This window comes from Sphingobium sp. IP1, from assembly GCF_002708645.1.
Lineage (GTDB): Bacteria > Pseudomonadota > Alphaproteobacteria > Sphingomonadales > Sphingomonadaceae > Sphingobium > Sphingobium yanoikuyae.
In genome coordinates this window covers 21,885-42,917 of record NZ_NOIW01000035.1, presented here as the reverse complement: position 1 = coordinate 42,917, position 21,033 = coordinate 21,885, and the positions used below count along the sequence as shown (strand labels likewise).

23 protein-coding genes are annotated in these 21,033 nt (G+C 64.7%); 13 read left to right on the top strand and 10 right to left on the bottom strand.

Going from position 1 to position 21,033, the window contains the following annotated elements:
* Positions 1 to 64 precede the first annotated feature (64 nt).
* Together CG471_RS14050 and CG471_RS14045 are read right to left on the bottom strand one after the other, a co-directional pair.
* Positions 65 to 346: a hypothetical protein gene (locus CG471_RS14050; protein WP_099232231.1), complete on the bottom strand. Its 282-nt coding sequence runs from the start codon at positions 344 to 346 to the stop codon at positions 65 to 67.
* A 149-nt stretch (positions 347 to 495) separates the two neighbouring features.
* On the bottom strand, positions 496 to 903 hold the full coding sequence (locus tag CG471_RS14045) for an EVE domain-containing protein (protein ID WP_004207335.1): 408 nt from the start codon (positions 901 to 903) through the stop codon (positions 496 to 498).
* Positions 904 to 1,002: 99 nt separating this feature from the next.
* On the opposite strand from CG471_RS14045, the gene CG471_RS14040 reads away from it, so the two are divergent.
* Complete coding sequence (locus tag CG471_RS14040) at positions 1,003 to 1,950, top strand: isopenicillin N synthase family oxygenase (RefSeq protein WP_004207336.1); 948 nt, start codon at positions 1,003 to 1,005, stop codon at positions 1,948 to 1,950.
* Between the two features lie 60 nt (positions 1,951 to 2,010).
* Here CG471_RS14040 and CG471_RS14035 read toward each other — a convergent pair whose 3' ends face one another.
* A complete protein-coding gene (locus tag CG471_RS14035; protein ID WP_004207337.1) occupies positions 2,011 to 2,394 on the bottom strand; it encodes a dihydroneopterin aldolase in 384 nt (127 codons plus the stop codon).
* A gap of 125 nt (positions 2,395 to 2,519) precedes the next feature.
* Between CG471_RS14035 and CG471_RS14030 the strand changes: the two genes are divergently transcribed.
* The 4 genes from CG471_RS14030 to CG471_RS14015 are packed head-to-tail and all read left to right on the top strand — an operon-like array spanning position 2,520 to position 5,456.
* Positions 2,520 to 3,038, top strand: a complete 519-nt coding sequence (locus CG471_RS14030; protein WP_099232238.1) for a GNAT family N-acetyltransferase — start codon at positions 2,520 to 2,522, stop codon at positions 3,036 to 3,038.
* A 51-nt stretch (positions 3,039 to 3,089) separates the two neighbouring features.
* Positions 3,090 to 3,656, top strand: coding sequence for a DUF1285 domain-containing protein (locus CG471_RS14025; protein WP_099232230.1), 567 nt, complete (start codon positions 3,090 to 3,092; stop codon positions 3,654 to 3,656).
* Positions 3,653 to 4,264, top strand: a complete 612-nt coding sequence (locus CG471_RS14020) for a CoA pyrophosphatase (protein WP_004207340.1) — start codon at positions 3,653 to 3,655, stop codon at positions 4,262 to 4,264. The genes CG471_RS14025 and CG471_RS14020 overlap by 4 nt, the downstream gene beginning before the upstream one ends.
* On the top strand, positions 4,245 to 5,456 hold the full coding sequence (locus tag CG471_RS14015) for a CCA tRNA nucleotidyltransferase (protein ID WP_099232229.1): 1,212 nt from the start codon (positions 4,245 to 4,247) through the stop codon (positions 5,454 to 5,456). The genes CG471_RS14020 and CG471_RS14015 overlap by 20 nt, the downstream gene beginning before the upstream one ends.
* Here the strand turns inward: CG471_RS14015 and CG471_RS14010 are convergent.
* The 5 genes from CG471_RS14010 to CG471_RS13990 all read right to left on the bottom strand — a co-directional run bounded on the left by CG471_RS14010 (position 5,420) and on the right by CG471_RS13990 (position 11,122).
* On the bottom strand, positions 5,420 to 7,174 hold the full coding sequence (locus tag CG471_RS14010) for a bifunctional diguanylate cyclase/phosphodiesterase (RefSeq protein WP_099232228.1): 1,755 nt from the start codon (positions 7,172 to 7,174) through the stop codon (positions 5,420 to 5,422). The genes CG471_RS14015 and CG471_RS14010 overlap by 37 nt on opposite strands.
* 68 nt (positions 7,175 to 7,242) lie before the next feature.
* Positions 7,243 to 9,570 carry a DNA topoisomerase IV subunit A gene (gene parC / locus CG471_RS14005; protein WP_099232227.1) on the bottom strand — a complete coding sequence of 776 codons (2,328 nt, stop codon included), beginning with the start codon at positions 9,568 to 9,570 and terminating at the stop codon, positions 7,243 to 7,245.
* A 45-nt stretch (positions 9,571 to 9,615) separates the two neighbouring features.
* Positions 9,616 to 9,912: a CcdB family protein gene (locus tag CG471_RS14000; RefSeq protein WP_048939137.1), complete on the bottom strand. Its 297-nt coding sequence runs from the start codon at positions 9,910 to 9,912 to the stop codon at positions 9,616 to 9,618.
* Complete coding sequence (locus tag CG471_RS13995) at positions 9,912 to 10,154, bottom strand: type II toxin-antitoxin system CcdA family antitoxin (RefSeq protein WP_097383428.1); 243 nt, start codon at positions 10,152 to 10,154, stop codon at positions 9,912 to 9,914. The genes CG471_RS14000 and CG471_RS13995 overlap by 1 nt, the downstream gene beginning before the upstream one ends.
* 47 nt (positions 10,155 to 10,201) lie before the next feature.
* Positions 10,202 to 11,122 (bottom strand): LysR substrate-binding domain-containing protein, encoded by a 921-nt coding sequence (locus CG471_RS13990; RefSeq protein ID WP_180275707.1) that lies wholly within the window; start codon positions 11,120 to 11,122, stop codon positions 10,202 to 10,204.
* Positions 11,123 to 11,253: 131 nt separating this feature from the next.
* Between CG471_RS13990 and CG471_RS30685 the strand changes: the two genes are divergently transcribed.
* The 7 genes from CG471_RS30685 (at position 11,254) to purC (ending at position 18,079) form a co-directional block, all read left to right on the top strand.
* Positions 11,254 to 11,424 (top strand): hypothetical protein, encoded by a 171-nt coding sequence (locus CG471_RS30685; protein WP_004207346.1) that lies wholly within the window; start codon positions 11,254 to 11,256, stop codon positions 11,422 to 11,424.
* 61 nt (positions 11,425 to 11,485) lie between these two features.
* Positions 11,486 to 12,250: a trehalose-phosphatase gene (otsB, locus tag CG471_RS13985; protein ID WP_099232226.1), complete on the top strand. Its 765-nt coding sequence runs from the start codon at positions 11,486 to 11,488 to the stop codon at positions 12,248 to 12,250.
* 98 nt (positions 12,251 to 12,348) lie between these two features.
* Complete coding sequence (locus tag CG471_RS13980; RefSeq protein ID WP_257211540.1) at positions 12,349 to 14,118, top strand: glycoside hydrolase family 15 protein; 1,770 nt, start codon at positions 12,349 to 12,351, stop codon at positions 14,116 to 14,118.
* Positions 14,115 to 15,521 (top strand): alpha,alpha-trehalose-phosphate synthase (UDP-forming), encoded by a 1,407-nt coding sequence (otsA, locus tag CG471_RS13975; protein ID WP_004207349.1) that lies wholly within the window; start codon positions 14,115 to 14,117, stop codon positions 15,519 to 15,521. The genes CG471_RS13980 and otsA overlap by 4 nt, the downstream gene beginning before the upstream one ends.
* A gap of 35 nt (positions 15,522 to 15,556) precedes the next feature.
* The gene (locus CG471_RS31340; RefSeq protein WP_004207350.1) at positions 15,557 to 15,691 is read left to right on the top strand and encodes a hypothetical protein; all 135 of its coding nucleotides are present in this window, start codon (positions 15,557 to 15,559) and stop codon (positions 15,689 to 15,691) included.
* 92 nt (positions 15,692 to 15,783) lie between these two features.
* A complete protein-coding gene (locus CG471_RS13970) occupies positions 15,784 to 17,058 on the top strand; it encodes an aminotransferase class V-fold PLP-dependent enzyme (RefSeq protein ID WP_099232236.1) in 1,275 nt (424 codons plus the stop codon).
* A gap of 238 nt (positions 17,059 to 17,296) precedes the next feature.
* On the top strand, positions 17,297 to 18,079 hold the full coding sequence (purC, locus tag CG471_RS13965; RefSeq protein WP_004207352.1) for a phosphoribosylaminoimidazolesuccinocarboxamide synthase: 783 nt from the start codon (positions 17,297 to 17,299) through the stop codon (positions 18,077 to 18,079).
* Positions 18,080 to 18,121: 42 nt separating this feature from the next.
* On the opposite strand, the gene CG471_RS13960 is transcribed toward purC, so the two are convergent.
* Positions 18,122 to 18,874: a sulfite exporter TauE/SafE family protein gene (locus tag CG471_RS13960; RefSeq protein ID WP_099232225.1), complete on the bottom strand. Its 753-nt coding sequence runs from the start codon at positions 18,872 to 18,874 to the stop codon at positions 18,122 to 18,124.
* A gap of 71 nt (positions 18,875 to 18,945) precedes the next feature.
* The gene (locus CG471_RS13955) at positions 18,946 to 20,175 is read right to left on the bottom strand and encodes an MFS transporter (protein ID WP_218964258.1); all 1,230 of its coding nucleotides are present in this window, start codon (positions 20,173 to 20,175) and stop codon (positions 18,946 to 18,948) included.
* 92 nt (positions 20,176 to 20,267) lie between these two features.
* Between CG471_RS13955 and CG471_RS13950 the strand changes: the two genes are divergently transcribed.
* On the top strand, positions 20,268 to 21,032 hold the full coding sequence (locus CG471_RS13950) for a helix-turn-helix domain-containing protein (protein WP_099232223.1): 765 nt from the start codon (positions 20,268 to 20,270) through the stop codon (positions 21,030 to 21,032).
* Position 21,033: the final 1 nt, after the last annotated feature.

Sequence of the window (21,033 nt, the reverse complement as noted above, 5' to 3'; positions counted from 1 at the left end):
GGCCACGAAAAAGGGCGGCTTCCCATTGGGAAGCCGCCCTTTTTGATGGCCGAGGCCAGGCTGCTTAGTTGGCAGCGCCGGCAGCCGCGCCGCGCGCGTCATCGACCTTGAACGAAACCGACTGGCCGCCCGAAACGCCCGAAACCTTGTCACCCTTGACCTGCAGGTTGAAGGCGACGGCGTCGGGGTAACGACGACCCGAGATCACCTTGCCGGTCTTGGTATCCTTGACGTCATAGACGTAGGTGTAGCCTTCGTGGGTGAAGCGCTGCTTGGCGGCGTCCTGCGCATTGGCGGGGGCAACGATGGCGCTCAGGGCGCCGGCGACAACAAACTTGGACAGCATTCGCATGGGTGTACTCCTTGTGAATGCCCTCAAACACCTCTTGGACATTCTGTTCTGTTGCCACCCATATGTTGCAGCGCAAAAACTCATACAATCGCAAAAAAAGGCGTTCCAGTTGCGCGAAACGCAATCGAGGCGCCCTCGTTTTTCTAAGCCTTTGACAAGGCGACGATATGCTCGAACTGCTGCGGCGTCAGCGGCGCGACGGAAAGACGCGATTGCCGCAACATCACCATGTCGGCCAATGCCGGGTCCGCCTTCATCGTCTTCAACGTCACCGGGCGATCCAGTTTCTTGTGCGGCGCAACATGGACCGCGATCCACTTGCCGGTCTCGTCGGTGCTGTCGGGCGCCGCTTCCTCGACAATCTCCATGATGCCGACCGCCTCGACCCCGATATTGCTGTGGTAGAAGAAAGCCAGGTCGCCCTTGCGCATCGCCTTCATGTGCAGTTGGGCCGCGTGGTTGCGCACCCCGTCCCATTCCGCCTTCCCCTTCTTGACCAGGTCGGCATAGGAAAAGACGTCGGGTTCCGATTTCATCAGCCAGTAGTTCATGCCGCATCCTTGCATCAGGCGCCAAGGACGATCAAGGATGGGAACCATGGCGGCTGATCGCTATATCATCCGCAAGCCAAATCGATCTGGAGAATATACGTGTCGCAATCCGTGCTGGACCAGGTGCCCGTCCTGTCCATGGCAGAGATGAGCAAGGGCGATTTCGCCGCCGCCTTCGGCGGTTCCTTCCAACGCTTCGGGTTCGCCATGGTCAAGGACCATGGCATGGACCAGGCGCTGGTCGACAAGGGATGGGCGCTGGCCCGCGAATTCTTCGCCCAGCCGGTCGAAATGAAGCGCGCCTATGATGCCAAGTTCAATGGCGGCCAGCGTGGCTACACCGCCTTTGGCGTGGAAATCGCCAAGGGCGCGAGCGAGAATGACCTCAAGGAATTCTGGCATGTCGGCCGCGACCTGGCGCCCGGCGATCCGCTTGCCGAAACCATGCCGCCCAATGTCTGGCCGACCGAGATGCCGGCGTTCCGCGACGTGTTCGCGCCGCTCTATGCCGAGTTCGACCGGGTCGGCGCGGAACTGCTGTCGGCGATCGCCCTCTATCTCGGCCTGCCCGAACGCTGGTTCGACGGCCCGATCAAGGATGGCAACTCGATCCTGCGCCTGCTCCATTATCCGCCGGTGTCACCCGAGGCGCCGGGCATCCGCGCCGGCGCGCATGAGGATATAAACCTCATCACCCTGCTGCTGGGCGCCGAAGAAGGCGGGCTGGAACTGAAGGATCGCGACGGCAACTGGCTGCCGGTGGTGCCCCCGCCGGGCGCACTCGCCATCAATGTCGGCGACATGCTGCAGCGGCTGACCAACCATGTGCTACCCTCGACCAGCCACCGCGTCGTCAATCCACCGCCGGAACGGCGCGGCCATTCGCGCTATTCCATGCCCTTCTTCCTGCATCTGCGCCCCGACTTCATGATCGACGCGCTGCCGCAATGCGTGACGCCGGACAATCCGCGCCGCGAAGAGCCGATCAGTGCGCATGACTATCTGACCGAGCGGCTGATCGAGATCGGCCTGATCAAGAAGGCATAAGAAAAGGCCCGCCGCTGCATTGGGCAGAGGCGGGCCTTTCATTCTTGGCGCAAGCGGCGCTTATTTCCGGCCGCGGCCCAGGGTAATGCCGATTTCCTCGCCCCGCTCGCTCAGCGCCAGCTTGACGATCTTCACCTCGACATGGCGGACCTTGTCGTCCTGCAGGAAGATGGTCTCGATGATATGGTCGGCCACGCCCTCGATCAGGGTGAAGTGCAGCCCCTCCGGCAGCGCGGTCGACGCGGCATGCTTGAGGTCCATGTAATTTTTCGATTCGCTGAGCGGCGTATCGGGATCATAATGGTCCGCAATCCGCAGCTTGGCCCGGATCGAGATGCGCAGCGGCTGGGGCAGATGCGTCTCTTCCGAATAGATGCCGGTCAATACGTCGACGTGCAGGTTGTTGACCTCCAGCGTCAGATAATCGTCAAAAATGCTGTCCATAGCTCGCCATGTCCGGTCGCGCGAAGGGCGCGGGTCCAGTTTGATCTTTCCTTTTGCGGCATGGACGCTATAGGCCCGCCGCTTCCGGCGCGGTCCATGCGCCATTGATGGCGGATCGGCAAGACATGTCAGCAATTCTTCCCCTCGACAGCCAGCCCGCCGACGCGATCGAGGGCCTGCTGGACGCCGCCTTCGGTCCCGACCGGCACGGCCGCACCGCCTATCTGATCCGCGATGGCATGCCCTGGCTGCCTGCCCTCTCCTTTGCGGTGCTGGACGAAAAGGGCGACCTGATCGGATCGCTGCAAAGCTGGCCGGTGGCGCTAACCCACGAGGATGGCACCCAATTGCCGCTGATCATGGTCGGCCCGGTCGCGGTTTCGCCGGCGCATCAGAAGGGCGGCCACGGCCGCGCGATGATGGATGCAGTGGTCGCCGCCGCCCGCGCCCAGGCCTGCGAACCGCTGATGATGATCGGCGATCCGGAATATTATGGCCGCTTCTGGGGCTTCACCGCCGACGGCACCGCCGGCTGGGATTGCCCCGGCCCGTTCGAGCCCCGGCGCCTGCTCGCCTTGTCGGTCGATGGCCGCCCGGTCGGCGGAACCGGCATGCTGTCGCCGCGAATCACCGTTACCGCCTGACCCGACCGAAAGACCTTTGCCAAGCGGGCCGGCCGCTCCTATCTGCTTTCCATGCCGATGGAGCCCCTGCCCGACCTTACCGACCTGTCGCTCGCCGACATTGCCCGCCTTGCCGCCGAAAAGCGGCTGCCGCCGGTCGAGAAATGGAATCCCGACCATTGCGGCGACAGCGAGATGCGGATCGCGCGCGACGGCACCTGGTTCCATCAGGGATCGCCGATCGGGCGCGAAGCGATGGTGCGGCTCTTTTCCACCATATTGCGGCTTGAAGGCGACGGCTCCTATGTGCTCGTCACCCCGGTCGAGAAGCTGAGCATCGCGGTCGAGGATGCTCCCTTCGTTGCGGTCGAACTCAAGAGTGAGGGCGAAGGCGCCAGCCGGAACCTCGCCTTCCGGCTCAACACCGGCGAACTGGTGCCGGCCGGCCCCGACCATGCGCTGACCCTGCGCGAGAAGGATGATGGCCCCCATCCCTATCTCCATGTCCGTGCCGGGCTCGACGCTCTCATCGTGCGCAGCGTCTATTATGAACTGATGAACCTGGCCCTGGATGAAGAAGGCGAGCGGGTCGGCCTGTGGAGCGAAGGCCGCTTCTTTCCGCTGGACGGCGCGGCATGACGCTGGCCGAGCGGCTACGCGCCGCACTGATCGACGGGCATAGCCGCGACATCCAGTTGCTTCCGTCCGAAACCCGCGATCCGCGCATCGTCGGCGACATGGCGCTGGCTCCCGCCGCCGTGCTGGTCGCGATCACCGACCGGGCCAATCCCGGCCTTATCCTGACCCAGCGTTCGGAAAAGCTGCGCAAGCATGCGGGGCAAGTCGCCTTTCCCGGCGGCCGGGTCGATCCAGACGATGCCGACGAGATTGCCGGCGCGCTGCGCGAAGCCCGCGAGGAAATCGCCCTGCCCTCCGACCGGGTCGACATCATCGGCACGTCGGACCGCTATCATACCTTCACCGGCTTCGACATCGTGCCGGTCCTGGGTGTCATCCCGCCCGACCTGCCGCTGCGCGCCCAACCGGGCGAAGTGGCCGACTGGTTCGAACTGCCGCTTGACTATGCGCTCGATCCGGCCAATCGGGTGCGCCGCAGCCTGATGTTCGAAGGCATCGAGCGGCAATATTATGAAATCGACTGGCAGGGCCGCCGCATCTGGGGCGTGACCGCTGCCATCCTCGCCAATCTTTCCCGCAGGCTCGGTCATGACCCGCATTCTTCCTGACGCCCCGTGGCGCCACCGTTCCGGCCTTTCCGGCCTTCTCGCCGCACTCGACGCCGACCAGGGCCGTGCCCGCTATGTCGGTGGCGCGGTGCGCGACGGGCTGCTTGGCCTGCCGGTCAATGATCTCGACATCGCCACCAGCCTGATGCCGCAGGATGTGGTCGATCGGCTGAAGGCGGCCGGGATCAAGGCGGTGCCGACAGGGATCGAGCATGGCACGATCACCGCCGTGCTGCCCGACGGCCCGGTCGAGATCACCACGCTGCGCCGCGACGTCAGCACCGACGGCCGCCGCGCCACCATCGCCTATACCGATGACTGGCAGCAGGATGCCGCCCGGCGCGACTTCACCTTCAACGCCCTCTATGCCGATCCCCTGACCGGCGCGATCAGCGACTATTTCGGCGGCGTGGCCGATCTCGATGCACGGCACCTGCGCTTCATCGGCGATGCCAGCGCGCGGATCGCCGAGGATCATCTGCGCATCCTGCGCTATTTCCGTTTCCTGGCCCGTTATGGTGACAACGAAGTTGACGCATCGGCTTATGATGCCTGCGTCGCCGCGGCCAACAGCCTGATGGCCCTGTCGCGCGAGCGGATCGCCGACGAACTGCTCAAATTGCTGGTGGTGCGCGATCCCGTGCCGGCGCTGCGGCTGATGGTGGACGGCGGGATCTGGCTGCCGGTGCTGCCCGAAATCACGCACGAAGGCATCGACCGGCTGGCGAAACTGATCGCACGGGAGGATGAGGCGAGCATCGCGCCATCGGCGCTGCGCCGGCTGGCCGCGCTGGTGCCGGCCGACGCGGCGCTGGCGGACCAGATCGGCGCACGGCTGAAACTCTCCAACAAGGCACGCAAGCGGCTGATCATCGCGCTCGAAACAGGCTCCGCACCCGAAGGGCCGCGCGCGCTGGCGCACCGGGTCGGCGTGGAAGGCGCGATCGACCGCATCCTGCTCGATCCCGCCGCCCCATTGTCGGCACTGGCCCCGCTCGACGGCTGGACTCCGCCCAGCCTGCCGATCGGCGGCGGCGCACTGATCGCGCGCGGCCTTCAGCCCGGCCCGGACGTCGCCCGTGCCTTGCAGGAAGTGCAGAAATCATGGGTGGCGGAGGATTTCCCCGACGCCGACCGGGTCGGCGAAATCGCCGATCAGATCGTCTCGAAATTCCAGCGCACGCGCCAATAGTCGAAGGCATCGGCTTCACTCATCGGGCGGGCGAAATAATAGCCCTGCCCCTGCCAGCAACCCATCTTCTGCAGCATGTCGGCCAGTTCCTGGGTTTCGATACCCTCGGCCGTGACCCGCAGGTTGAGCGATTCCGCCAGTGACAATATGGTGCGGACGATCACGGCTTTATCGTGATCTTCCAGCATGTTGGACACGAAACTTCGATCGATTTTTAGGATGTCGATCGGCAGGCTGTGCAGGCTCGCCAGGTTGGAGAAACCGGTGCCGAAATCGTCCATCGCGATCGGCATCTGCAAATCCTTGAGCGCGAACAGCAATTTGCGCGCCTTGTCCGGATCGGCAATGATCGCGCTTTCGGTCAGTTCGGCGGTCAGGCGATGGCCGCCAATGCCCGAATAGCGCAGCGCTTCCTCGAACATCGATGCGACATCGTCGCGCGCCATCTGGATCGGCGACAGGTTGACGTTGACGCCGACCGGCAGGGCCTGGCCGAATTTCGCGTCCCAGCGGCTCAGCGCCTGCGCCGCTTCATAGGCGGCCCAGCGGCCGAGCGGGGTGATGAGACCGCTCTCTTCCGCGACCGGCACGAACTCCACCGGCGAGACATGGCCCAGTTCCGGGTCATCCCAACGCGCCAGCGCCTCGAAACCGGTAATCTCGCCGGTCTGGAGATGGATCAGCGGCTGATAGGCCAGGGTCAGGCCGCCGTGGGCGAGTGCATCACGCAACCGGCTCTCGATCGAGAAGCGGCGCTGCGCTTCCTTGAGCACGCCATTGCGATAAATCTCGACCTTGCCGGTGCGCTTGGCGATCTTGACCGCCGCCTGCGCCTTGCGGACGACATCATCCGGATCATCCTCCAGATGCGTCGACAGGGCGCAGCCGATGGCGCAATCGACGCGGATCTGCAGGTCGGACAGCCGGATCGGCGAGCTCAGCGCCTCCCTGATCCTCTGAACGATCTGAAGAGAGTCAGACAAGCCATTGTTCAAGCGAGCAAAAATGGCAAAGTCGTTGCCGCCGATGCGGGCCAGCACATCGCCCTGACGCAGGCAGGATTTGAGCCGCTTGGCGACCGTGATCAGCAGTTCGTCACCGGCCATCGGACCCAGCGATTCATTCACCCGGCTGAACCGGCTGAGATCGATCGCGATGATGCCGAACTGGGCATTGTCCGGCCAGCTGCCATTGGCGAGCCGATCATCGATCTCCTCGCCGAAACCGGTGCGGTTGGGCAGTGCGGTCAGGCCGTCCGAAAGCAGCTCGCGCCGCAAATTCTTCTCCATCGTCCGCTCGCTCGTGCGATCGATCGCGGTGAAGAGAAATTGTTCGGTGCGCGCGCCGGTGGCCCGCAGCCGTCCGAGCGTGCAGAGAAAATATTCCGGGCCAAGCTTGCCGTCGCGGCGGATTTCGAAACTTTCCGAATCGCGATCCGACTGGGCGAAACCGGTGACGCGCGCGCGCCATTCGGCCGATGCCTGGGCCGTTGCGGCCGTCCGTTCGCGATGTTCCCGGAACGCCTTGAGGAACGGCTCATTCGCCTCGACAATGTTTATCGCATTGTTTTCACATGATAAAATCGCCGCCGCCTGCGACAGGGCGGTGAGCCATTCGCTCGCTCCGATCATGTGCGGCAGATGCGCGTCATCACCCCCGGGCAAGGGGAGGCCACTGGTCTGTTCAGGGGGCCAGCTACGCACCGACATGGCTTTCATGCCTCTGCCTTATCCGCCAAGGGTAAATATTCGGGAAACGAACATCTGCCGATGGTGCTGAATTTGCGTCAAAACTTGTTGTCGCGCGGGAAGCCTGTCGGTGGCATGCGACCGGCGGCGCCGCGGGCGACCCGCCATGGCGTCATGTCGGCTTCGGTCCGGGTCCGGCCCGTCTCGCCGCCCATCGCCCAGCTGATCCCGTCGCTCAGGCGGAAGGCGATCGCGTCGGACAGGCCGCCGTCGCGATAGCGCTGCATCTGCACCCCCTGCCCGCGCGCCATCTTGGGCATTTCGATGATCGAATAGACCAGCAGCTTCCGGTTCTCGCCGATGACGGCAATGCTGTCCGCCTCCGGATCGACTGCATGCACCACGGCAAGCTTCGCGCCCGTGCGGACATTGACCACCTGCTTGCCCTTGCGCGTCTCCGCCAGGATATCCGCCACATCAGCCAGGAAGCCGCGCCCGTCGGAGGAGGCCAGCAGCAACTGCCCACCCGTCCTGGCCGGCATCAGCGCGACGATGCCGCCCTGATCGTCCATGTCGACCATCATCCGCACCGGATCGCCAAAGCCGCGCCCACCCGGCAGCTTGTCCGCTCCCAGCGTATAGATGCGCCCGCTCGACGTCGCCATCAGCAGCTTGTCGGTGGTATAGGCGTGGAAGGCGAATTGCGGGCCGTCACCTTCCTTGAACTTCAGCGTATCGGCCGCGGCCAGATCACGATGCCCGCTCATCGCGCGAATCCATCCGCGTTCGGACAGGATCACCGTCACCGGCTCGCGCTCGATCATCGCCTCCAGCGGGATCTCGCGCGCCGGGCCGGCTTCCTCGACCAACGTGCGCCGCCGGCCGATCACCGTATCGGGGCCATAGCGCTTGCGCAGGTCGGCAATGTCGCGCTTCAGGCGGGTACGCTGCTTGGCCGGGCTTTCGACCAGCTTTTCCAGCTCCGCCTGTTCCTTGACCAGCTCGGCATGTTCGCGCCGCAGCTCCATTTCCTCCAGCTTGCGCAAGCTGCGCAGCCGCATGTTGAGGATCGCCTCGGCCTGACGGTCGGTCAGGCTGAATTCGGCCATCATCACATCCTTGGGCTCATCCTCGGTGCGGATGATCTCGATCACCCGGTCGAGGTTGAGATAGGCGATGATATAGCCGTCGAGCAGCTCCAGCCGCGCGGCAATCTTCTCCAGCCGGTGCTGCGCCCGGCGGACCAGCACCTCGATCTGATGCTTGAGCCATTCGACCAGCACCGCGCGCAGCCCCAGCACGCGCGGCGTGTGGCTAGCGTCGAGCACGTTGAGGTTGAGCGGAAAACGATTTTCCAGATCGGTCAGCCGGAACAGGCTGTCCTTAAGCACATCGACCGGGACGTTGCGGCTCTTGGGGACGATGACGATACGGATCGCCTCGTCGCTCTCGTCGCGCACATCCTCCAGGATCGGCAGCTTCTTGTCGTTGATCAGCGCCGCAATCTGCTCGATCAGCTTGGACTTCTGCACCTGATAGGGGATTTCGGAAATCACCAGCTGCCAGGTGCCCCCGGCCAGCTTCTCGATCCCTTCCGCTTCCCAGCTGCCGTCCTCGTTGCGGCCGGTGGAGAAACGGGCACGGGTGCGGAAGGAGCCGCGCCCGGTGCGATAGGCTTCGGAAATGATCGCCTGATTATCGACCAACACGCCGCCGGTCGGGAAGTCCGGTCCCTTGACGATCTCCATCAGCGCGGCGTCGTCCGCCTCCGGGCTGTCGATCAGCAGGGTGGCGGCATCCAGCAGTTCGCCGACATTGTGCGGCGGGATGCTGGTCGCCATGCCGACGGCGATGCCGCTGGCGCCGTTGGCCAGCAAATTGGGGAAGAGGCCGGGAAAAACCTCCGGCTCCTCATCCTCGCCATTGTAGGTCGGACGGAAATCGACCGTGCCTTCGTCAAGGCCCGCCATCAGGTCGGCCGCCGCCTGGGTCAGCCGCGCCTCGGTATAGCGCATGGCCGCCGCATTATCGCCGTCGATATTGCCGAAATTGCCCTGGCCATCGACCAGCGGCGTGCGCAGCGAGAAATCCTGCGCCAGGCGCACCATTGCGTCATAGACCGAGGCGTCGCCATGCGGATGATATTTACCGATGACGTCGCCGACGACACGGGCGCATTTCTTGTAGCTGGTGGTGTTGCGCGCCGGATTGGCGACCAGTACGTCCGGGTTCGCGCCGCCCGGCTCCATCCGCAACAGGCGCATCGCCCAGAGCAGGCGCCGATGCACCGGCTTCAGCCCGTCGCGCAGGTCCGGCAGCGAACGCGCGGTGATGGTGGAGAGCGCATAGACCAGATAGCGCTGCGAGAGCGCCGCGTCGAAAGGATGGTCCTTGATAGCGTCGAACGGGTCGCGAAAATCGGTCATCGGGAGTGGCTTAGCAGGACGGGGGCAAAACGGAAACGGATTTGCTCAATAGCCGCTTACGAGCATGTCCAGCGCGGTGGTGATGACATAATGATGCTGCTCCAGCGACAATAGCGGCTTGCCGATGAAACGCGCCGACACCGCTGCGGAAAATTGCGTCATCATCACCAGTTCCTGCCCCTCGACATCGAAGCGCGGATTGAGCCGCGCCATCGGCGTCCCGACCTGCGCGATCGGCACCAGCGGCACGACGAAGCGGGTGGTCAGATGCGATAATAATTCTGCCTGACAGTCCAGCACATAGGCGCCGTCGGGCAATCGGTGCGCGTGAAAGCGCGCCATCAGAACATCCGATATTTTTCGAGCGGCATTCCGTATTTCTCGACATAGGCGTTCGACGCCGCGATCCCCTCGGCATTCTCCGCCTGCCATAGCCGACCACGTTCTGCCGCGATCTCCTGCCGCAAGGCATCTTCGCAAGCACGCGACAGGTTGATGCCAAGAGCCTTGGCTTCCTCCACCAAGGCACTGTCGAGCGAAAGATTGGTCGCCTTGCGCGTTCCGATCCGTTCCTGCTTGGTCATACCGGCACCCCTGCATACAACATGCGCATAGATATACGCATGAACGCTCAACGCGGCAAGAAACGCGCCTCCGGGTCGGCGGCGATGGCGGCAGCAAACTCGGCGCTGATCCAGTCGCGAAAAGCCTTGATCTTGGGCGTGTTGCGGGCGTGGGGCGGATAGACCAGCCAGTAGCTGGCAATCTCGCGGACATAGGAGGGCACCGCCTCCACCAGTTGCCCGGCCTCCACCTCCGCCTTCCAGAGGAAATGGTTGAGGATGGCGACCCCCTGCCCGGCGATCGCGGCGCGGCCCTCCATCACCTGGCTGTCGAGCGCGATGCCGGGCGGGCCATCGGCCGGGTCGGCCTCCACGCCCATCGCCGCGAACCATTCATGCCACCACATGTCGTCGGGCGACAGGCGCGGCAGGGCGTGGAGCGCCTGCCCATCGGCGATCGGCCCGTGCCGGTCGCGCCAGGCCGGACTGCACATCGGCACCAGCCGATTATGGGTCAGCAGCTTCGCCTCCAGCCCCGGCCATTCCCCCTTGCCGCCGCGCACCGCCAGATCGATGCCGTCGCGCGCCAGATCGACCACCGCGTCATCCGCCATGATCCGCACGGCGAGGTTCGGGTGGCGCATCTGGAAGGCGCCGATGCGCGGCGCCAGCCAGAGATGCGCGAAACTGTTGGTGCAGCTTATGCTCAGCACCGCCGAATGATCCTGGGTCAGTGCGGCAAAGCCCTGCCGCATCTGGTCGAAGGCGCGGGTCAGGATCGGTGCGATCTCGCGCCCCTTCTCGGTCAGCGCCACCTTGCGCCCGGTCCGCTGGAACAGGCTGATGCCCAGCCGCTCCTCCAGCAATTTCACCTGATAGCTGACCGCCGCCTGGGTCATCCCCAGCTCCTGCGCGGCGGCCGTGAAATTCTCCAGCCGCGCGGCGGCCTCGAACACACGAATGGCGGACAGGGGCGGCAGCGGCGACATGCGCCATTCGATAAGCTAGGCTTATCTATGCTGTCCATGCTTTTGTTGGCGCCAAGGGTGCCGTTCGGGCAGAGACAGCGGTGCCGGCGGCCCTCCGCGCCCGGCGATGATCATGGACGGAAGGAACAGTGATGCGCGATCAATATGACGCCCGGCTGTGGAACGACAGCCATGAAGAAATCAGCAAGAGCGCCGACCATTTCCTGCATCGCGTGATGCAGGCATTTCGGGTGCTTCACCGCATCGAATGGAGCGCGCCCTGGGCCGATGAACGCCAATGCAAGCGCCCCTGCCAATCGTGAAAATCCCGGCAAGGGGCAAAACAGGGGTTGCGGTTTCCGGTACAGGCGCCACCTTTAGGCCGTGCCCGAAACCGCTCTTCCCCCTCTGCCCGATCTTCCCGCTCCCCCGCCCGCGCTGCTGACCGGCGCCGCCCTGTTCCTCGATTTCGACGGGACATTGGCGCCGATCGCGGATACGCCCGACGGGGTGCATGTCGATGATGATCTGCTCGCCCTGCTGGCGGCGCTGCGGCGCAAGCTGGACGGGCGCCTCGCCATCGTCAGCGGCCGGTCGATCGCCACGCTGCGCGATTTCGGCTTTCAGGATTTCCTGCTCGCCGGCACCCATGGCCTTGAATTTGCCGCGCCCGGCGAAGTGCCGGATGCGCCGCCCCGCCTGCCCGCCATCGATGCGGTCGAACGGGCCTTCCACATCTTTGCCGACACCCGTCCGGGCGTTCTGGTCGAACGCAAGTCGATCAGCGTCGGCCTCCATTTCCGTGGCGCCCCTGATTGTGGCGAGGCCGCCGGCCTGCTTGCCCATCAGCTTGCAGAAGAACATGGCCTGGCCGTGCAGGCGGGCAAGATGCTGTTCGAACTGCGCCCCGGCGGCGCCGACAAGGGCAGCGCCGTCACCCGCCTGATGCAGCAGGCGCCGATGGCCGGCGGCACGCCGATCTTCATCGGCGACGATGTCACGGACGAGGAAGGTTTCGCCGCCGCCGCGCAATTGGGCGGCCATGGCATATTGGTCGGGCCCGCGCGGCACACGCACGCGGCCTTCGGCTTGGAACAGGTTGCCGCCGTCAGGCATTATCTGGCGCAGGGGGTCGCCGCGATCATCTGACCGGCGGCCACCATTCGCATGAACGAAGGGGGCCGAACATCATCGATACCAGCGACCATATCCTGGCCGGAAACGAGCGCGATCTCGACCTCTGGCCGATCGGAAACTGCCAGGCATCCGCCCTGATCGACCGCGCCGGGCGCATGGTCTGGGCCTGCGTGCCACGGGTCGACGGCGACCCCGTCTTCTCAGCCCTGCTCGACAACAAGCATTGGGACAGCAAGGAAGCGCGCGGCTTCTGGGCGATCGAGCTGGAAAATTGCGTCGCGGTCGAGCAGCATTATATCCGCAACACGCCGATCCTGGTCACCCGCCAGAGCGACGGCCAGGGCAATGCGATCGAGATTTTCGATTTCTGCCCGCGCCACAAGCATAAGGGCCGCATGTATCGCCCGGTCGCCTTCGCCCGCATCGTCCGCCCCGCCGCCGGCAGCCCGCGCATCCGCGTTCGCCTGCGCCCCACGACCAGCTGGGGCAAGGAAAATGTCCCGGTCACCTACGGCTCCAACCATATCCGCATGGTCCTGTCCTACATGGCGATGCGGATATCGACCAACGCGCCGATCGGCCTGATCGCACAGGAAAGCTGGTTCCGGCTGGAATCGGACATGCATTTCTTCATGGGGCCGGACGAGGGGTTTTCCGACGCGCTGCGCCCGGCGATCGAGCGGATGCTGGACGACACCATCCTCGAATGGCAGCTCTGGGTGCGCGGCCTTGCCATCCCGCCCGAATGGCAGGAGGCGGTGATCCGTTCCGCCATCACGCTCAAGCTCTGCCAGCATGAGGAAACCGGCGCGATCGTCGCCGCGCTCACTACCTCCATCCCCGAACATGCCGACAGCGGCCGCAACTGGGACTATCGCTACTGCTGGGTGCGCGACGCCTATTATACGGTCGAGGCACTGAACCGGCTCGGCGCCCTCGACGTGCTGGAAACCTATCTCGTCTATCTGCGCAACATCGTCGACGGCGCCAAGGGCGGCCATATCCAGCCGCTCTACGACGTGCGCGGCAATGCAACGCTGCATGAATGGGAGGCCGCGCATCTGCCCGGCTATCGCGGCATGGGGCCGGTACGGGTCGGCAATGCCGCCTATGAACAGATCCAGCATGACGCCTATGGCCAGATCGTCCTGTCCTCGGTCCAGGGCTTCATCGACCGACGGTTGCTACGCATGGCCGGCCATGCCGATTTCGAGGCACTGGAGGCGGTGGGCGAACGCGCCTGGCAGGTTTATGACCAGCCGGACGCAGGCCTGTGGGAATTGCGCACCCGCGCCCATGTTCACAGCTACAGCGCGGTGATGTGCTGGGCCGCCTGCGATCGACTGGCGCATGCCGCCACCGCGCTCGACCTGCCGCTGCGCGCCGCCCATTGGGAAAATCGCGCCGAAACCATGCGCGCCCGTATCATCGAATCCGCCTGGCGCGCCGACAGCAAGGCGATCTCCGCCAATTTCGAGGATGACGCGCGCGACGCGTCTTTGCTGCAACTGCTCGACCTGCGCTTCCTGACCGCTGATGATCCGATGTTCACCGGCACGCTCGAAGCACTGGAAAAGGATCTGCGTCGCGGCAACGACATGCTGCGCTACAGCGCGCCGGACGATTTCGGTGAGCCGGTCACCGCCTTCAATGTCTGCACCTTCTGGCTGATCGAGGCGCTGCATCGCACCGGCCGGACCGAGGAGGCTCGCGAACTGTTCGAGGAGATGCTGTCCCGCCGCACCGCCGCCGGCCTGCTGTCCGAAGATATCGATCCCCATAATGGGGAACTCTGGGGCAATTACCCGCAAACCTATTCGTTGGTCGGCATCATCAACTGCGCCGTCTTGCTGAGCAAACCGTGGAGCGTGATGCGATGAGCCGCCTGATAGTCATTTCCAACCGGGTCAGTCGCCCCAATGGCGCCGCCAATCAGGGCGGGCTGGCCGTGGCGCTGGCCCAGGCGCTGCGCGAAAGCCGCGGCATCTGGGTCGGCTGGTCGGGCGGCACGACCGACAATTTCACCGGCCATATCGGCTTTGCCGACGATGACGGGGTGAAGACCGCGACGATCGACCTGGAAGAACAGGATGTCGACGAATATTATAATGGCTATGCCAACAAGACGCTGTGGCCGCTGTTCCATTATCGCATCGACCTGGCCGAATATGCCCGCGATTTCGAGGGCGGATACAATCGCGTCAACCAGCGCTTCGCCGACACCGCCAGCCCACTGATCGAACCGGAAGACATTATCTGGGTGCAGGATTATCACATGATCCCGCTGGGCCAGATGCTGCGCGACCGGGGCCATCAGAACCGGATGGGCTTCTTCCTGCACATTCCCTGGCCGCCGACCCGCCTGCTGGTATCCCTGCCCCACCATACCAAGCTCGTGAGCACCCTCTTCGCCTATGACGTCATCGGCTTCCATACCGAGGAATGGCTGGAATCCTTCCGCCATTATGTCGAGCGCGAGATGGGCGGCACCGTGGATGGCGATTTCGTCACCGTCGGCGGTCGCACCATCCAGGCCGTCGCCTGCCCGATCGGCATCAATGCCGAGGAATTCAAGCAGGCCGCCGCCAGCGACGCGGCGGTGGAGATGCACCGCCAGGTTCGCGCCTCGCTGCAGGATCGCTCGCTGATCGTCGGCGTCGACCGGCTCGACTATAGCAAGGGTCTGGAAGAACGGTTCAACGGCTATGCCCGCTTCCTGAAGGATCATGCCGAACATCATCGCCGGGTCGTACTGGCGCAGATCGCCCCGCCCTCGCGCGGCGAGGTGGAAAGCTATCAGCAGATCCGCGCCACGCTGGACTCGCTCGCCGGGCGGATCAACGGCGAATATAGCGATGTCGACTGGACCCCGATCCGATACGTCAACCAGGGCTATCCGCGCGACAAGCTGGCCGGCATCTATCGCTCCGCCCGAATCGGGCTGGTGACGCCGCTGCGCGACGGCATGAACCTGGTCGCCAAGGAATATGTCGCGGCCCAGAACCCGGACGATCCCGGCGTCCTGATCCTGTCCCGCTTCGCCGGCGCGGCGATGCAGCTCAAGGATGCGCTGCTCATCAACCCCTATAGCCCCGAAGAGATGTCCGACGCGATCGACCGGGCGTTGGCCATGCCGCTCGACGAGCGCAAGCGGCGCTGGCGGGCGATGATGGACAGCGTCGAGCAACAGGATATCAGCTGGTGGCGCAGCGCCTTCACCGATCGGTTGGCGGCCACCCGCCAGGAAGAGCCGGAGGCCGAACCGGAACCGGCGACCGAATGATTGAGATCAGGCACCGGTCCCGCTAGGCCGGTGCCATGCATAGCGAAGATGATGACGAACCGCGCGGCCTGTGGGCCGCCATCAGCGCCAAATCCGGCGTGATCATTGGCAGCATCGGCCTGATTGCCTGGCTGGCGCTGATCTGGTTCATGTTCGGCGACGTGCTGTAGCGCATCCCCTGCGGATTTCCCCTTGCGCCTCGTTGAACCAGCGGCAGACATGATGCCGCTCCGGCTTCGGGAGCGCCAAATGGGGGATGTCCATGCTCGATCGCCGTTCCTTCCTGGGCAGCGCCGCTGCCGCCTCGCTCGCCGCGCCGATCGGGGCGCAAGCGCTGACCAGCGTGCCGCTGCCGCCCGCCGATCTCCATGCGAAGAATGAAGACGCCTATTGGGCGGCGCTGCGCAAACAGTTCCTGATCCCGGCCGATGTCGTGAACCTCAATGTCGGCACGGTCGGCTCCTCGCCGCGCCCGGTATTGAAGGCGATCTTCGACGGGTTCGAGACGACCGAGCAGATGACCCAGGAAGGGTCGGAGGATTATCCGATCTGGGGCTATGGCGCCTGGGACCAGTATCGCAAGCCCTTCGCCGACTTCATGGGCGCGAAGGTCGAGCAGATGGCGATCCTGCGCAACTGCACCGAGGCCAACAGCTATATCGCCAATGGCTTCGACATGAAGCCGGGCGACGAGGTGCTGATATCCGACGAGGAACATGGATCGGGCGAAATGCCCTGGATGCTGCGGTCGCGCCGCTATGGCGTGGTGGTCAAGAAATTCGCCATGCCCAAGCCGGCGAAGAACGCGGCCGAGATCCTCAACCGCATCAACGACGCGATCACGCCGAAAACCCGGATCATCTTCGTCAGCCATATCAGCACCTCGACCGGCGTGGTGCTGCCGGCGAAGGAGATCGCCGCGCTCGCCCGGTCGAAGGGGATCATCTCCGCCTTCGACGGTGCCCATGCGCCGGGCATGATGAAGGTCGACCTCAACGATATCGGCTGCGACCTCTATACCGGGTCGATGCACAAATGGCTGTTCGCGACCAAGGGCACCGGCTTCCTCTACCTGCGCGACAGAAGCGTGATGGACCGGGTCTGGAACACGATCGCGACCGGCGGCTATGACGACCCGGCCCGCATGGCGGACCGTTACATGCAGATCGGTTCCTCCTGCATCCCGACCTTGATGGGCCTCAATGCCGCGATCGGCTTCGCCAACAGCATCGGCATGGACCGGATCGAGGCGCGCAACCGCATGCTCGCCGACTATATCCATGCCGAGATGATGAAGCGCGGCGCGCAGGACTGGACCTCACCCGATCCGGCGCTGCGCTGCGCGATCGCGACCGTCAACGTGCCGCCCGTGCAGCGGATGGAATTGCAGGACTGGCTCTGGAAAAATCACAAGGTGCGTATTCGCGGCGGCAACCCCAGCAAGCTGCGCCTCGCCACCCCCTATTTCCTCAGCAAGGCGGACATCGACCGCTTCCTTGGCCTGTTCGACGAATATCGGAAGATGAAGGGGGCGTAATCCTCCCCGCTTGCGGGGAGGTCGCATCGCGCAGCGATCACGAAGGGGCGGTGCGTCGTGGCGCACCCCCTCCATCACCGCTACGCGGCGGTCCCCCTCGCCGCTTGCGGGGAGGAACAATTGCACCCCCGCCTATATTGCTCTATGGGCCTGCCCAAGCAGCCCCGGCACCCGCTGATCCTTTCCGATTCGCGTTTGCCGGGGCAAAATCTTTTGTAAGAAAAAGACAGGAACGCGCATGGCCCGTCGCCGCCAGATCTACGAAGGCAAGGCAAAGATCCTTTACGAAGGCCCCGAGCCCGGCACGATCATCCAATATTTCAAGGATGATGCGACCGCCTTCAATGCCCAGAAGAAGGGCACGATTTCGGGCAAGGGCGTGCTCAACAACCGGATTTCCGAGCATATCTTCACCCTGCTCGGCCAGATCGGCGTGCCGACCCACTTCATCCGCCGCCTCAACATGCGCGAACAGCTCGTCCGCCAGGTCGAGATCGTGCCGATCGAGGTCGTGGTGCGCAACGTTGCCGCCGGTTCGCTGTCGAAGAAGCTCGGCATCGAGGAAGGCACCCAGCTGCCCCGCACGTTGATCGAATATTGCTACAAGGATGATGCGCTGGGCGACCCGCTGATCTCCGAAGAACATATCGCCTGCTTCGGCTGGGCCACGCAGGAAGAGATGCACGACATTGCCGACATGGCGATCCGCATCAACGACTTCATGTGCGGCCTGTTCGCCGGCATCGGCATCCGCCTCATCGACTTCAAGCTGGAATTCGGCCGCCTCTACGACGGCGACTACAGCCGCATCATCCTGGCCGATGAAATCAGCCCCGATGGTTGCCGCCTGTGGGACATGGCGACCAACGAGAAGCTGGACAAGGATCGCTTCCGTCGCGACCTCGGCGGCGAAGTCGAAGCCTATCAGGAAGTGGCCCGCCGTCTGGGCCTGCTGCCCGAAGGGCTGGACACCACCGTCCTCGACCTCGACACGCATCGCAAGAAGCGCGAGAAGGACTGAAGATAGAAAGGCCGGCCACAGCGCCGGCCTTTTTTTTGGGTCTCAGGCGAGGATCGCATCCGCCATCAGCTTGAGCCCCAGCAGCACCATCAGCACATAGATGAGCGTATAGAAGCGCGCAGCGTCCACCCGCCGCACCAGCCAGACGCCGGCGAAGGTCGAGACCACCGCCACCGGCACCAGCAGCGCCGTCGCCATCAGATTGGCATGGGTGAACTGCCCCAGCGCAGCATAGGCCGGCACCTTCATCCAATTCATGACAGCGAAGGCGACAGCCGTGGTGCCGACCAGCATGTCGCGCGGCAGCTTTTTGGGCAGCACCCACATCTGGAAGGGCGGTGATCCGGCATGGGCGATCTGGCTGGTGAAGCCGCTTGCGACGCCGAACAGCGTGCCGACCCAGCCCGGCGAGGTCGAGGGCAGGACGATCGCCCCGCCCCGCTCGACCCAGAGCCGCTGCAACCCGAACAAGGTGGAAATGGCGCCGAGCGCGCCCAGCACCGCGGTTTCGGAGACTTGCGCCGCGAACCAGTAGCCCAGCCCGACGCCGATCGCCATGCCGGGCAGCATCACCGCCAGGATATGCCCGTCCCAGCAGCGGCGGAAGGCCCAGACGCTGACCGCATCCTGCAGGATCAGGATCGGCAGCAGGATCGCCGCGCCGCGCACCGGATCGACGCCCAGCGCCATGATCGGCATGGCCAGCGCCCCGACACCGGCAAAGCCGCCCTTGGCGAGCCCCGATATGATGACGGCGATGATGGCACAGGCGAGATAGAGAAGGTCGGGACTCATGCCCCAGCCTTATAAGCAGTTGCCGGCAAAGAGAATAAGCGGGGCGACCTGAGCCGCCCCGCCCGTGACATTCAGTTCCGTTCGCGTCCCAGATTGGGCAGGAAGGCGGTGAGCAGGCCGATCGCCGGCAGGAAGGCGCAGACACGGAACACCATCTCGATACTGCTATGGTCGGCCAACCAGCCCAGCCCGGCCGCGCCCAGCCCACCCATGCCGAAGGAGAAGCCGAAGAACAGGCCCGAGATCATGCCGACCTTGCCCGGCACCAGTTCCTGCGCGAACACGACGATCGCGGGGAAGGCGGAGGCGAGGATCAGGCCGATCATGACGGTCAGCGGCCCGCTCCAGAACAGCCCGGCATAGGGCAGCGCCAGCGTGAAGGGCAGCGCCCCCAGGATCGAGAACCAGATCACATATTTGCGCCCGAACCGGTCGCCCAGCGGCCCGCCCGCGACCGTACCCACTGCCACCGCCGCCAGGAAGGCGAACAGATGGAGTTGCGCATTCTGCACCGACAGGTCGAACCGCTGGATCAGGTAGAAGGTGTAATAACTCGTCAGGCTGGCGAGATAGACATATTTGGAGAAGATCAGCGCCAGCAGGATGGCGATGCCCCGCGCCGCCTGCCCGCGTGGCAGTTCGATATGCAGCGCGCCAGCGCCACCGACCTGCAGCCGACTGAGGCCATGATGGCGATACCAGTTGGCGACATTCCACAACACCGCGCCCGACAGCAGCGCCAGCAGCGCAAAGAAGGCCAGGCTCGACTGGCCCCAGCGCACCACGACCAGCGCGGCCGCCAGCGGCCCCAGCGCCTGCCCCGCATTGCCACCGACCTGGAACAGCGACTGGGCCAGGCCATGGCGACCGCCGGCCGCCATCCGCGCCACCCGCGAGGATTCGGGGTGGAAGACCGAGGATCCGACGCCCAGCAGCGCCGCGCCGACCAGCACCAGTCCATAGCTGTGCGCGATCGATAGCACGGTCAGGCCCGCCAGCGAGAAGAGCGTGCCGCCCGGCAGCGCCATCGGCGTCGGCCGCTTGTCAGCATAGAGGCCGATCATCGGCTGCAGGATCGACGCGGTAATCTGATAGACCAGGGTCACCATGCCGATCTGGCCGAAGCTCAGATGTAGCTCGCTCTTGAGGCCCGGATAGATGGCGGGAAGCAGCGACTGCATCATGTCGTTGAGCAGATGGCAGAAGCTGATCGCCACGATCACGCCAAATGCCGTGCCGCCCGCTGCCAATTGTGCGCCTGCCTTTTCTATCCCAACCCTGTCTATCCGCGTCTCTTTCATTGTCCGTTCCTTTCTGAGGCCGGACCGATTAGCGCTTCCCTTCTCGTCCCGCTTCCGCATATGGGCCAATCTCTTTTGCGATCAGGACAATCATGGATCAGCGGCACCCGGACGATCATGAGCATGTGCCCCGGCCGGTGGTCGGCATCGGCAATGATTATCCGCCCTCCTTCGAACTGGCCGAGCATCAGCATCGCCGCGGGCAATTGCTTTATGCCGCGTCCGGCGTGGTCGCGGTCAGCACGCCGCAGGGCGCCTGGGTCGCTCCGCCCGAACGGGCCGTCTGGATTCCTGGCGGCACGCCCCATGCGGTGCGGATGGTCGGCGCGGTGCAGACGCGTAGCGTGCTGGTCGACCAGGCCGTCCATCCCGGCCTGGCCCGGTCCTGCCGGGTGCTCGGCGTGTCGCCGCTGCTGCGCCAGTTGCTGGTGGAGGCCGCCCATGTTCCGGTCGAATATGCGGAAGCGGCGCGCGATGGCCTGGTCATGCGGTTGCTGGTGGCGGAGATCGAGCGGGCGCCTCTGATCCCGCTTGCTGTGCCCTTCCCGCGCCATGCCGCGCTTGCGGCGCGCTGCCACGCCTTTGTCGAACGCCCCGATGCGCATGTGACGATCGACCAATGGGCCGACGCGCTGGCGATGAACCGGCGTCGCTTCACCCGGTTGTTCCGGCAGGAAACGGGGATGAGCTTCGCGCAATGGCGGCAACAGGCCTGCCTGTCGGCGGCCCTGCCCCGGCTGGCGGCGGGCGAACCGATCACGACGATCGCGCTGGATCTGGGCTATGACGGGCCGGCCAATTTCTCGACCATGTTCAAGCGGGCGCTGGGCGTCTCGCCCAGCCGCTATCGCCCCTGAT

Bases quoted from the DNA above. Each gene is read 5' to 3' on its own strand.
- CG471_RS14050 (WP_099232231.1), bottom strand. From the start codon at position 346: ATGCTGTCCAAGTTTGTTGTCGCCGGCGCCCTGAGCGCCATCGTTGCC.
- CG471_RS14045 (WP_004207335.1), bottom strand. From the start codon at position 903: ATGAACTACTGGCTGATGAAATCGGAACCCGACGTCTTTTCCTATGCC.
- CG471_RS14035 (WP_004207337.1), bottom strand. From the start codon at position 2,394: ATGGACAGCATTTTTGACGATTATCTGACGCTGGAGGTCAACAACCTG.
- CG471_RS14030 (WP_099232238.1), top strand. From the start codon at position 2,520: ATGTCAGCAATTCTTCCCCTCGACAGCCAGCCCGCCGACGCGATCGAG.
- CG471_RS14025 (WP_099232230.1), top strand. From the start codon at position 3,090: ATGCCGATGGAGCCCCTGCCCGACCTTACCGACCTGTCGCTCGCCGAC.
- CG471_RS14020 (WP_004207340.1), top strand. From the start codon at position 3,653: ATGACGCTGGCCGAGCGGCTACGCGCCGCACTGATCGACGGGCATAGC.
- CG471_RS14015 (WP_099232229.1), top strand. From the start codon at position 4,245: ATGACCCGCATTCTTCCTGACGCCCCGTGGCGCCACCGTTCCGGCCTT.
- CG471_RS14010 (WP_099232228.1), bottom strand. From the start codon at position 7,174: ATGAAAGCCATGTCGGTGCGTAGCTGGCCCCCTGAACAGACCAGTGGC.
- parC (WP_099232227.1), bottom strand. From the start codon at position 9,570: ATGACCGATTTTCGCGACCCGTTCGACGCTATCAAGGACCATCCTTTC.
- CG471_RS14000 (WP_048939137.1), bottom strand. From the start codon at position 9,912: ATGGCGCGCTTTCACGCGCACCGATTGCCCGACGGCGCCTATGTGCTG.
- CG471_RS13995 (WP_097383428.1), bottom strand. From the start codon at position 10,154: ATGACCAAGCAGGAACGGATCGGAACGCGCAAGGCGACCAATCTTTCG.
- CG471_RS13990 (WP_180275707.1), bottom strand. From the start codon at position 11,122: ATGTCGCCGCTGCCGCCCCTGTCCGCCATTCGTGTGTTCGAGGCCGCC.
- CG471_RS30685 (WP_004207346.1), top strand. From the start codon at position 11,254: ATGCGCGATCAATATGACGCCCGGCTGTGGAACGACAGCCATGAAGAA.
- otsA (WP_004207349.1), top strand. From the start codon at position 14,115: ATGAGCCGCCTGATAGTCATTTCCAACCGGGTCAGTCGCCCCAATGGC.
- CG471_RS31340 (WP_004207350.1), top strand. From the start codon at position 15,557: ATGCATAGCGAAGATGATGACGAACCGCGCGGCCTGTGGGCCGCCATC.
- CG471_RS13970 (WP_099232236.1), top strand. From the start codon at position 15,784: ATGCTCGATCGCCGTTCCTTCCTGGGCAGCGCCGCTGCCGCCTCGCTC.
- purC (WP_004207352.1), top strand. From the start codon at position 17,297: ATGGCCCGTCGCCGCCAGATCTACGAAGGCAAGGCAAAGATCCTTTAC.
- CG471_RS13960 (WP_099232225.1), bottom strand. From the start codon at position 18,874: ATGAGTCCCGACCTTCTCTATCTCGCCTGTGCCATCATCGCCGTCATC.
- CG471_RS13955 (WP_218964258.1), bottom strand. From the start codon at position 20,175: ATGAAAGAGACGCGGATAGACAGGGTTGGGATAGAAAAGGCAGGCGCA.
- CG471_RS13950 (WP_099232223.1), top strand. From the start codon at position 20,268: ATGGATCAGCGGCACCCGGACGATCATGAGCATGTGCCCCGGCCGGTG.